At 69.7% G+C, this 10,756-nt stretch carries 9 protein-coding genes; 1 reads left to right on the forward strand and 8 read right to left on the reverse strand.

Annotated features, from left to right (window positions below):
- The first annotated feature begins 118 nt into the window (after nucleotides 1-118).
- Nucleotides 119-1,327: a CaiB/BaiF CoA-transferase family protein gene (locus VGS97_RS14120; protein ID WP_326853919.1), complete on the forward strand. Its 1,209-nt coding sequence runs from the start codon at nucleotides 119-121 to the stop codon at nucleotides 1,325-1,327.
- Nucleotides 1,328-1,355: 28 nt separating this feature from the next.
- On the opposite strand, the gene VGS97_RS14125 is transcribed toward VGS97_RS14120, so the two are convergent.
- The 8 genes from VGS97_RS14125 to VGS97_RS14160 form a co-directional block, all read right to left on the reverse strand.
- Nucleotides 1,356-2,048, reverse strand: a complete 693-nt coding sequence (locus VGS97_RS14125; protein WP_326853920.1) for a LysE family translocator — start codon at nucleotides 2,046-2,048, stop codon at nucleotides 1,356-1,358.
- Nucleotides 2,049-2,152: 104 nt separating this feature from the next.
- Nucleotides 2,153-3,793 carry an ABC-F family ATP-binding cassette domain-containing protein gene (locus VGS97_RS14130; protein WP_326853921.1) on the reverse strand — a complete coding sequence of 547 codons (1,641 nt, stop codon included), beginning with the start codon at nucleotides 3,791-3,793 and terminating at the stop codon, nucleotides 2,153-2,155.
- Between the two features lie 84 nt (nucleotides 3,794-3,877).
- Nucleotides 3,878-6,274 carry a discoidin domain-containing protein gene (locus VGS97_RS14135; RefSeq protein WP_326853922.1) on the reverse strand — a complete coding sequence of 799 codons (2,397 nt, stop codon included), beginning with the start codon at nucleotides 6,272-6,274 and terminating at the stop codon, nucleotides 3,878-3,880.
- A gap of 205 nt (nucleotides 6,275-6,479) precedes the next feature.
- Complete coding sequence (locus VGS97_RS14140; RefSeq protein ID WP_326853923.1) at nucleotides 6,480-7,604, reverse strand: AI-2E family transporter; 1,125 nt, start codon at nucleotides 7,602-7,604, stop codon at nucleotides 6,480-6,482.
- 385 nt (nucleotides 7,605-7,989) lie between these two features.
- Nucleotides 7,990-8,388 carry a hypothetical protein gene (locus VGS97_RS14145; RefSeq protein ID WP_326853924.1) on the reverse strand — a complete coding sequence of 133 codons (399 nt, stop codon included), beginning with the start codon at nucleotides 8,386-8,388 and terminating at the stop codon, nucleotides 7,990-7,992.
- A gap of 148 nt (nucleotides 8,389-8,536) precedes the next feature.
- Complete coding sequence (locus VGS97_RS14150) at nucleotides 8,537-9,472, reverse strand: aldo/keto reductase (protein ID WP_326853925.1); 936 nt, start codon at nucleotides 9,470-9,472, stop codon at nucleotides 8,537-8,539.
- An 86-nt stretch (nucleotides 9,473-9,558) separates the two neighbouring features.
- Nucleotides 9,559-9,969: a hypothetical protein gene (locus VGS97_RS14155; RefSeq protein ID WP_326853926.1), complete on the reverse strand. Its 411-nt coding sequence runs from the start codon at nucleotides 9,967-9,969 to the stop codon at nucleotides 9,559-9,561.
- Nucleotides 9,970-10,140: 171 nt separating this feature from the next.
- Nucleotides 10,141-10,725, reverse strand: a complete 585-nt coding sequence (locus tag VGS97_RS14160) for a TetR family transcriptional regulator (protein WP_349262130.1) — start codon at nucleotides 10,723-10,725, stop codon at nucleotides 10,141-10,143.
- Between the last annotated feature and the right edge of the window lie 31 nt (nucleotides 10,726-10,756).

Genomic DNA, 10,756 nt, shown 5'->3' on the forward strand with positions numbered 1-10,756 from the left:
TGGCAAGGCGGAGGAGGGAGGCGCAGCGGTGCTGCGGCGACCGACGACAACGCGGCCAGGCGACGGCCATCGGCCCGCGAGCCCGGCCACCAATCCGCGCACCCTCTAAGCTCGCAGCATGTCGAACCATGACCCCTCGCCGAAGTCGACCGTGGCCGGTGGCGCAGCGCCGGCCGACGCGCAGCGGCGGGTGAGCCCACAGTCGCCCACAAGGCCACGGTCAAGTTCGACGAGCCTTCATGACGCTGGTCCCCTCGGCGGTGTTCGCGTCCTCGAATTCGCCTCGCTCGCCCCTGCGCCGTTCGCCTGCACGCTGTTGTCCGACCTCGGCGCCGACGTGCTGCGCGTCACGAACCCGACCGATCGGGGGCTGACGGCGGCGCCACATCCCGGCGATCCGCTGGACCGCGGACGCACGGTCGTCGCGCTCGACCTCAAGCAGCCGGACGGCCTGGGTGCCGCGCTCGACCTGGCCGCGCGCGCGGACGTGTTGGTCGAGGGCATGCGACCCGGGGTCATGGAGCGGCTCGGCCTCGGGCCCGACGCCTGTCTTGAGCGCAACCCGCGGCTGATCTACGCGCGGATGACCGGCTGGGGCCAGGACGGCCCGTTCGCTCCGCGTGCCGGCCATGACATCAACTACCTGGCACTGTCCGGTGCGCTCGAACCGCTCGGGCCGCCCGGTGCGCCGCCGTCGCCGCCGCTGAACTACGTCGCGGACTTCGGCGGCGGTGGGATGCTGCTCGCGGTCGGCGTCCTCGCCGCGCTGGTGGAGCGGGAGCGCTCAGGGCGCGGGCAGGTCGTGGACGCCGCGATGACCGACGGTGCCGCGCTGATCAGCGGAATCGTGCACGGCCTGCATGCGCGCGGCCTGTGGCGGCGGGAACGCGGCGGCAACCTGTTCGACGGATCAGCGCCCTTCTACGCGACGTATGAGTGCTCGGATGGCGGGTATGTCGCCGTCGGCGCGATCGAGCCGCAGTTCTATGTGGAGCTGATCGGCAGGCTCGGCTTGGCCGAGCGGATCGACGTGGCGCGCCAGCACGACCGGTCGGCGTGGCCGCAGACCGCGCGGCAGCTCGCCGAGGCCTTCGCCGCGCGGCCGCGGGACCGGTGGGCCGAGCTGTTCGCCGAATCGGATGCCTGCGTCACGCCGGTGCTCACGCCCTGGGAGGCCGCCGGTCATCCGCACAACGCGGCCCGCGGCACGTTCACGACCGTGGACGGGCACGTTCAGCCCGCCCCCGCGCCGCGCTTCTCCCGCACACCGGCCGCCGACCCGCCGCTCCCGCCGCGCGCGCTCGACTCTGCCGAGGGCTATTGGTGACTGGTGATCAGCTCGTGATCAGCTGGTGTCAGTCCTTGCGGCCGGTGACGGCGATGCCCACGCCGAGCCCGACCATCGCCAGCCCGCCGGTCCCGCCGACGAGCGCCAGGCGGCGCGGCGAGCGGGCGAACCAGTCGCGAGCGGTCCCGGCCACCAGGCCCCAAGTGCTGTCGGAGACCAGCGCCATCGAGGAGAACATCGTCGCGAACACGATCATCTGGAGCGGGACGTGGCCGATCGACCGATCCACGAACTGCGGGAGGATCGCGGCGAAGAACACCGCCGCCTTGGGATTGGTCAGACCGACCAGCACGCCCTGCCGCGCGGCTTTCATGTCCGACACGGGTTTCGTGTCCGACGCTGCTCTCATACCGGATGCCGTGCGCTGACCACTGCTCTCGACATTCTCTGACGTCATGTCCGCGTGCAGCTCGCGCCGCTGCCGGAACGCCCTGACCCCGAGGTACACCAGGTAGGCCGCACCCACCAGCTTGATCGACGTGTACACGATCGCCGATCGCTCGACCAGGGTGCCGAGCCCCAGCGACACGAGGATCGCCTGGACGTACGCGCCGAGCGTGCCGCCGGCCGCCGTCGAGAGCGCGGTGCGCCGGCCGTAAGCCAGCGCCCGGCCGACCACGAACAGCACTTGCGGGCCGGGGGCCAGGATGATGATGATCGCCGTCACGAGGAACGGGACGATCCGGTCCGTCGGTATCACGGCGCCATGCTATGCCGGACCCGTGAAACGACCATCGGATTTTTTTCCGCCGAACAGCTGGTGCTGACGACCCAGTTCTTACAACCCGGTGCTACACCTCGGTCCTATAACTCAGTGACGCGGCCCTCCGCCACTACCAGACGCCGCGTGACACGTACCGCGTCGAGCATCCGGCGGTCGTGGGTGACCAGCAGCAGCGTCCCGTTGTACGAGTCCAGCGCGGACTCCAGCTGTTCGATCGCGGGCAGGTCGAGGTGGTTGGTCGGCTCGTCCAGCACCAGCAGGTTGACCCCGCGCGCCTGCAACAACGCGAGCGCGGCCCGGGTGCGCTCGCCGGGGGAGAGCGTCGCCGCGGGGCGCAGCACGTGCGTCGAACGCAGCCCGAACTTCGCCAGCAGGGTTCGGACATCGGCCGGCGCCTGGTCGGGCACCTGCGTGCTGAACGCGTCGAGCAGCGTCTGTTCCCCGAGGAACAGCCCGCGCGCCTGGTCGATCTCGCCGACCACGACGCCCGGACCCAGCGCCGACGACCCCGCGTCGAGTCCGGCTCGGCCGAGCAGCGCGGCGAGGAGCGTCGACTTGCCCGCGCCGTTCGCCCCGGTGATCGCGACCCGCTGCGCCCAGCCGACCTCCAGGTCCACCGGTCCCAGCGTGAACGCGCCGCGCCGCACCACCGCGCCGCGCAGCGTCGTCACCACCGACCCGGAGCGCGGCGCCGCGGCGATCTCCATCCGCAGCTCCCACTCCTTGCGCGGCTCCTCGACCGCGTCCAGCCGCTCGATCATCCGCTCGGTCTGGCGTGCCTTCGCCGCCTGCTTCTCCGTGGTCTCGGTGCGGAACTTGCGGCCGAGCTTGTCGTTGTCCGAACCCGCCTTGCGCCGGGCATTGCGCACGCCCTGCTCCATCCACGACCGCTGCATCCGGGCGCGCGCCTCCAGCGACGAGCGCGTGTCGGCGTATTGCTCGTAATCGGCGCGGGCGTGCCGCCGGGCCACCTCGCGCTCCTCCAGGTACGCGAGATAGCCGCCGCCGTACAGGTTCACCTGCTGCTGCGCGAGGTCCAATTCCAGCACGCGGGTCACCGTGCGGGCCAGGAACTCGCGGTCGTGGCTGACCACGACGGTCCCGGCGCGCAGCCCGCCGACGAAGGACTCCAGCCGTTCGAGCCCGTCCAGATCCAGGTCGTTGGTCGGCTCGTCGAGCAGGAACACGTCGTAGCGGCTCAACAGCAGCGAGGCGAGCCCGGCCCGCGCGGCCTGTCCGCCGGAGAGCGAGGCCGTCGGCTGGTCCAGGTCCACCCCGAGTCCCAGCTCGGCGGCGACCTGCTCGGCCCGCTCCTCCAGGTCCGCGCCGCCGAGGGCCAGCCAGCGCTCCAACGCGGCGGCGTACGCGTCGTCGGCGCCCGGCCGCTGTTCGACCAGCGCCTCGGTGCCCGCGTCGAGCTCGCGCTGCGCCGCGGCGACTCCGGTGCGCCGGGCCAGGAACGTGCGCACCGTCTCGCCGTCGCGCCGCTCGGGCTCCTGTGGCAGGTACCCGACCGTGGCGGCCGGCGGACTGAGCCGCACCTCGCCCTTCTCGGCCCGGTCGAGCCCGGCGAGCAGCCGCAGCAGTGTGGACTTGCCCGCGCCGTTCGCGCCGACCAGGCCGATCACATCCTGCGGGGCGACGACGAGATCGAGTCCGGAGAACAGAATCCGGTCGCCGTGTCCGGCGGCGAGGTCCTTGGCGACGAGCGTGGCGGTCACAAAACGCTCATGCTACCCGGGGAACCGGCGCCGCCGGACACGGCCGTCTCTCCCGCGATCAGCGGCCGTTGAGGAGGCGCAGTTTCAGGAGCTGTAGACCTGGAGCTCGGAGAGCTGCCCGGCAGGCCATCCGGTGTTGGCCGTGAAGGTCAGCTTCACGTATCGCACACTGGCCGCCGCGAACGTGACCGTCACGGTGTTGCCGGTGTTCGGGTCGAAGGTGTAGCCGGCCGAGCCGACGAGGGTCGTGTAGTTCGTACCGTCGGTGCTGCCCTGGATCGTGACGGTCTGCGTGCGCGCGCCCCACGAGGTCGACGGCGGCAGGTCCATCACCAGACGGCTGATGCTCTGGCTCGAACCGAGGTCCACCTGGATCCACTGCGGGAACGCGTTGTTCGTGCTCTCCCAGTAGCTGCTGGTGTTGCCGTCCACGGCGTTGGAGGACGGGAAACCCGACTGCGAGCCGCTGGCCGACGTCGCCTTGTTCAGCGCCAGGTTCGACGGCGGCGGGGGCGGCGGGGAACCGGCCCCGGCGAACACCGAGAGACCGGACAGCTGCCCGGCGGGCCAACCCGTGTTCGCCGTGAACGTGAGCTTGACGTAACGCGTCGTCGTGCTCGGAAGCGTCACGCTGACGCTGTTGTTGGACGCCGGATCGAACGTGTAGCCGGTCGAGCCGACGATCGTCGTGTAGTTGGTGCCGTCGGTGCTGCCTTGGACCGTGATGGTCTGCGTACGGGCGCCCCACGAGGTCGACGGCGGCAGCGTCAGCGTGAGCGAGCCGATGGACTTCGCCGAGCCGAGGTCTACCTGGATCCACTGCGGGAACGCGTTGTCCGTGCTCTCCCAGTACGTGTTCGGGTCGCCGTCCACGGCGTTTCCGGGCACGTAGTTCTGCGTGTAGCCGCTCGCGGTCGCCGGCTGGTGCAGCGCCAGGTCGGTGTTGCCCGAGGGCGCGCTCGTCGTCACGGTCACCGTGTTCGACGCGGCGGAGACGTTCCCGGCCGCATCGTAGGCGGTCACGTCGAAGGTGTAGCTCGTCGACGCGGTGAGTCCGGTGACGGTGAAGCTGGTGGCGGTCGTCGAAGCGACCACGGTGCTGGTGCTGCCGCTGACCTGCTGCACGTGGTATCCGGCGACGCTGACGTCGTCGGTCGACGCGTTCCACGCCAGCGCGACGGTCGTGTCGGTGTTCGATGTCATGTGCAGGCTGCCCGGCACGGTCGGCGGCGTGGTGTCGCCGCCGACGACCGGCTGCGTCGGACGTGTCGAGGTCAGCGCGATCTGGCCCTTGAGCATCTTGCCGCCGTCGCCGGTCAGCCGCAGGTAGTAGTCTGCGGAACAGGCCGTGCCGTCCTCGTCGAGCGAAAGCAGGCCGGAGCCGGAAGGCACGGTGGCCTGCGTCGCCGCGGTCTTGGCGATCTGGTTGCCCTCGCCGTACTCGTCGAACATGGAGATGTAGATGCCCTGCACGCCTGCGCGCACCATGTTGTAGAACTGCGCCCACATGAAGTCGCCGTGCACGCGCTGACGCCCCGACAGGTCGCCGGGCAGGACGCAGGGCTGGTAGTCGATGCCGTTGGCGTTGCAGTCCGCGACGTCTCCCACGGTGTACGTCGTGTAGACGTTGTTGACGTCCGAGATCGTCCCGATCGCGCCGACCATCCACGGCGAGATCATGTTGAACGCGTGGTACGTGCCGAGGAAGCCCGAGCGCGAGCCGCCGGTGCCGGTGCGCCACTCGCGCGGCACGCCGCCCATCACGTAGCAGCCCTGGCTCTGGAACCACTGGATGACGCTGAGGCAGGTGGCGGCGTCCCAGGGGTGGTTGGCGTCGTTGAAGCCGAAGCCCCAGATCCCGACGACCGGCTTGCCGTTCTGCCTCGCGTACATCGGCGACGCGGTGTGCGCGGACATCTTGTTCGTCCAGTCCGCCGGCATCTCCGTCGCCATGTTCGTCCAGCCGGTCGCGTCGTACATGATGTAGAACTTGCGGCCATAGGTCTCGGCGGCGGTGCGCACCTTGCCGGCCATCGCGTCGCGGGTCGGACCCTCGCTGCTGTTCGGGTCGAACCGCTGGAGGGCGGCGGTGTCGAGGTTGTTCTGCTGCATCGACAGGAAGTGCGCGTTGACCGTGGACTGGTCGTAAGAGGAGAACAGCGTCGCCGGCTGGCCGTTGTTCAGGTTCGCGTACGCGGTCTGGTACTTGTTCGGGTAATCGCCCATGTCGGGCCAGGCCTTGATGTTGTTGTTGCTCGGCGACGGCGGCTGGGACCAGTTGTTGCTCCAGTGCCACCAGCCGTTGATCGGGGCGCCGTCGCCGATGCACGCGAACCAGCCCTGATACCCGACGGTGATCTTGCCGACGACGTCCCCGGCCGCACTGGCCGCCGACGCCCACGACGGCCAGATCGCGGGTACCGAGGCGGCGGCGGCCCCGGCGGCCGCCGAGACGATGAGCTTTCTGCGGGTGACTGCCATGGAATTCCTTCCCTGACGCGTCAGTCAGTGCACCGTACGGCGGCTCTGGCGCGCGGTGTCTGTCGCGGTGTCTGAGGCGGTCGCTGAGTCCTGAGCCGTGGGTGTGGGTGCTCAGTGCGGCAGACTGTAACCACCACAACACATGACCGCAATAGTCTGTGTGCAGCGCGCAAATTTTTAATCGATCATTGCAAGACTTGCACGGTTACCGTGTATCGGTCGGCCCCACGTCCACGTCGGCCGCCGGCGGATCGGTGCGCAGTTCGCGCACTATCGACCACGCGATCGAGACCATCGGCACGGCCACCACCGCGCCGACCACCCCCGCGACGATGCTGCCCGCGATCACCGAGATCGCCACCGCCACCGGATGCAGCTGTACCGCCCAGCCCATCACGAACGGCTGGAGCACGTGCCCCTCGATCTGCCCGATCACCACGATCAGCACCAGCACGATCGCCGCGGTGACCACCCCGCGTCCGGCCAGCGCCACCACCGTCGCGACCGCCATCGCCACCGGCGAGCCGATCAGCGGAACGAAGGAGGCCAGGAACTCCAGCACGGTCAACGGCAGCGCGAGCGGGACCTTGAGCAGGTACAGCGCGATGCCGACCATCACCGCGTTGGCCGCGGCCACGATGATCGTGCCGCGGGTGTAGCCGGAGAACGTGCTCCACGCCGCCCGGCCCGCGCGATCCCAAGGTGAGCGCGCCTCCCTGGGCAACTGCACGGTGAACCAGCGCCACATCTGCTCGCCCGAGTGGGTGAAGAAGATCGAGCAGAACACCGCCAGCGCCAGCACGGTGAGGATCTCCACCGCCCGGCTCGCGCCGCTGAGCGCCTGGTTGATCACGATCGAGCGGTGCGAGGAGACGAAGGAGCTGATCTTGCCCTGCAACCCGGACAGCGCCGAGGGGTTCACCCGCAACGGCGGCCCCTCCAGCCAGGTCTCGATCCGGGCCACGCCGCCGCTGAACTCCTGCCCGAGCCGGTCGGTCTCGTCCGCGACCGTCGTGCCGACCAGCGTGAACACTCCCGCGATCACCAGCAGGCTGCCGAGCATCGACAGCAGCACGGCCAGCGAGCGCGGCAGCCGCCGGGACATCGCGTTGACCGGCGGTCGTAGCAGCGAGGTGAACACGAGGGCGAGGAACACCGCGATGCCGACCAGTTCGAACCGGAGCAGCACGATGTACAGCACGTAGACGGCGGCCCCGATGACGAGCAGCCGCCACGCGTACGCGGCCGTCATCCGCAGCCGCAGATTGACCAACGCCTCCGGGTCGTTCTCGGCCAGTGCGCGAAGCCGAGTCTGGGCCTGGTTACGCATCCCGGCGAGCGATCCCGCGGAGCGTGGCCGCGTTCCCGCCGCGCCGGAAGCAGAAGAAGGACGGCTGTTCGCGACGTTGCCATTGGCACTGGCACTGGCACGCGCCGCGGCGTTCGGCTGGTCCGCGTCGTCGCGTCCGCGGGGGCGAAGAGGCCGGCCGCTCACCTGTTTCCCATCCGTCGCCGTCAGTGACGCCCTCTGTCCGGACCACCCCGGCTGTTTCAAAGCATGTATCCCGAAGGTCCTCGCTCAAACCGTAGCGGAACCGGCCCGCGAGCCGGATGTCCGACGTCAGAGCATTTTTCCGGCTTGTGCGGCAAGATCCTCACCGTCATACATGGATGACAGAACATCACATTGTCCGATGCGAATACGAGCATGCTGATCACCTGCCGAAGGTGATCGGGCCGATGTCTCGCCCCTGCACGACGTTGCCGTGTATCGTCGCTCCTTTCTCGATGGTGTTCGTGGTCACACCACCATCGATCGCCAGCGATCCGGCTTCGCCCATCCACTTGCGCAACGCGCTTTCGAACCCGGTGTTGCTCTTCGCGAGGCCGACCAGTTCGGCGCTCAGGTCGATCACCGCGTTCTGGTCCGGCGCGGTGCCGGGCGTCAGCCGTTCGGCGGCCTCGGTGACGGCCTCAGCGGCCGCGTGGCCCGGGAAGGCCGCGCGCACCAGCTTGACCAGCCCCGCCCATGTGCTCTTGCCCGCTTCCACCGCCGTTTCGCCGAGGAATCGATTGAGTACCGTCGCGACCGCCGACACCGTCAACGGATCCATCGCCACTCCTCATCACCCGACGCGCCACTCGGCGCGACCCACCCCAATGGAATCCTCAACGGATCCTCAACCGATGCTGCCAGCATAGTCAGGCGACGGTCTCGGCCGACGGGATTCGTCGCCGTTGTCCGAGACCGTCGCCAGGCCGTCACCAGGGCAGCGGATCTCCGGCGATCTCCTTTGCGAACAGCGCACGCAGCGCCGCGAGCGTGTCAGCGGGCAGATCGCCGTCCGCGGCCTCCAGGTTCGCCGTGAGCTGCGCGATGTTTCGCGTCCCCGGAATCACAGTCGAGACGCCCGAGTTCGCCAGCACGAATCGCAGCGCGGTCTGCACCGGCGTCCAGCCCTCCGGCACCAGCTCAAGGAAGCGCGCGGTGAGCGCGGCCCGCCGCCGCACCTCCGGCGGCGTCCAGCGCGAGCGCACGCCGACGAACGTGGACGACGCGTCGTAGCGTCCTGTCAGCCACCCGGACTCCAGCGCGACTTTCACCACGCTTCCCGCGCCGGCCGCGCCCGCACGCTCGGTGGCCTCCCACGTCTCCTGGTGGAACGCCGAGAGGTAGACCTCCAGCGCCTTGCTGTCCGTGGTCGCCAGCACCATGTCGATGTCCTGCGGCCAGTCCAGCGAGGCGCCGTAGGCCCGGATCAGCCCGTTGCGCTTGAGGTCCTCCAGGATCCCGTAGTGCGGGACGAGCCCGCCGTCGCACAGTTCCGGCGGCGGGCTGTGCATGAGCACGATGTCGAGGACGTCCGTCCCGAGTCGGCGCAGACTGCGCTCGATCGAGCCGCGCAGTGCCCCGGTGGAGAAGTCCGTGCCCTCGGGCGTGTGCCCGAACTTGGTGCACAGTACGGCCCGGTCGCGGTGCCCGCGCAGTGCGAGCCCGAGCAGCCGTTCGCTGTGGCCGTCCGCGTAGCCCGGCGCGGTGTCGAAGAACGTCACGCCGGCGTCGAGGGCCGCGCCGACGATGGCCAGCGACTCGGCCTCGTCCGGACCGTTCCAGTCCTTCCGATTGCCCAACTGCCAGGCACCGAGACCGATCTCACTGACCGTCAGGCCCGTCGAGCCGAATTCCCGGTACCTCACAGCTGCCGCCCCAAGCGTGTCTCGGTCGCATTCATGCAGAGCAGTCTGCGGCCTGGAGCGCCCTCAAGGTCAAGTGGACACGGACTTCAGCCCACCCCGGGACGCGGGAAGGCCTCCGCGGCCACCAGCCCGTCGCGCACCGCCTCGCGCTGCACCGCGTGTATCGTCCGTCCGTGCAGGTCGGAGATCCGCTGCCAGCCGAAGCCCGACCCGACCTCGGTGGCCAGCTGGCCGCGCTCGTCCTCGGACCAGCGGGTGTGTGAGTTCGGATACTGCTTGCGGCGGGCACGCAGCCACTCGCCGAAGGTCGGCCGGTCGACGAACCAGGTCAGGGCTCTGAAGTACCGGCGGTCCAGCCGGAACACCACCTCCTCGGCGCACAGGAAGACCAGGTGCTCCTCGTCGACCGCTACCCGGTCGGCCCGCAACACCAGTTCGCCCTCGGTCAACGACACCCCACGCGGCCCGCGGGCGTCCTGCGGTGCGGTCAATCTCACGCGCACCCAGCCCGCCTTCACTGCCGATCCTCGCCCATTGTCGTCGAAAGTCTTGTCGGACACGGAGTAACCCTCCCCGGTGGCCCATTCGTGCTGACACCTTTGACCTACCCGTCGCCGTGTTCGAACAAACGTTCCAGGGTGAAGGAAATTAGCCCCTGGCCTGCGAAATCAGCGTGCGCAGAGCCCGAGCAGCAGCAGGTTCCACAGCGCCTCGAAGGCCTGCTCGACCGGCCCGGCGGCCCACTCGTCGGCATGCGCCGGGTGGTGGAACCGGGTCGTCGCGTCCAACACGCTGCGAGCGATCACCGCCGGGTCGCCCGGCGCGAACTCGCCGCGTTCGACGCCGTCCGCGACGATCCGGGTGACCTGTGCGACGAGCTCGCCGACGTGTGCCGGCACCACGTCACGCGCCTCGGCTGCCAGCAGCGCGTATGCGGCGAACAGATCGGGATCGGTCCGCGCCTTGTCGTGCTTGAGCCGCATGAGCGTGGTCAGCCACTGCCACAGCCGATCACCGGCGGGCCCCGGCGACTCGACGATGGCAGTGAGCGGCGGGTTCATCCGGGACAGCCAGCGCCCGAGGACGGCGTCGAGCAGTTCGGCCTTTGAGGCGAAGTGGCGATACACGGTGCCGTGGCTGACGCCGAGCGCCCGCGCGACGTCCACCACGGTGGTCTTGCCCGGCCCGAATCGCCGCAGAGTCTCCTCCGCCGCGTCCAGTACCCGGTCCCTGGTCAGCGTTTCCGCCGCCATCGCGCCACCTTCCTTCGCGCCGTCACCTGTC

Origin of the sequence: Actinocrinis sp. (assembly GCF_035946395.1) — a bacterium.
Classification (GTDB): Bacteria; Actinomycetota; Actinomycetes; order Streptomycetales; family Catenulisporaceae; genus Actinocrinis.

Coding starts and splice junctions, on each gene's coding strand:
- VGS97_RS14160 (WP_349262130.1), bottom strand. CDS start 10,725: ATGGCGGCGGAAACGCTGACCAGGGACCGGGTACTGGACGCGGCGGAG.
- VGS97_RS14120 (WP_326853919.1), top strand. CDS start 119: ATGTCGAACCATGACCCCTCGCCGAAGTCGACCGTGGCCGGTGGCGCA.
- VGS97_RS14145 (WP_326853924.1), bottom strand. CDS start 8,388: ATGGATCCGTTGACGGTGTCGGCGGTCGCGACGGTACTCAATCGATTC.
- VGS97_RS14140 (WP_326853923.1), bottom strand. CDS start 7,604: ATGCGTAACCAGGCCCAGACTCGGCTTCGCGCACTGGCCGAGAACGAC.
- VGS97_RS14135 (WP_326853922.1), bottom strand. CDS start 6,274: ATGGCAGTCACCCGCAGAAAGCTCATCGTCTCGGCGGCCGCCGGGGCC.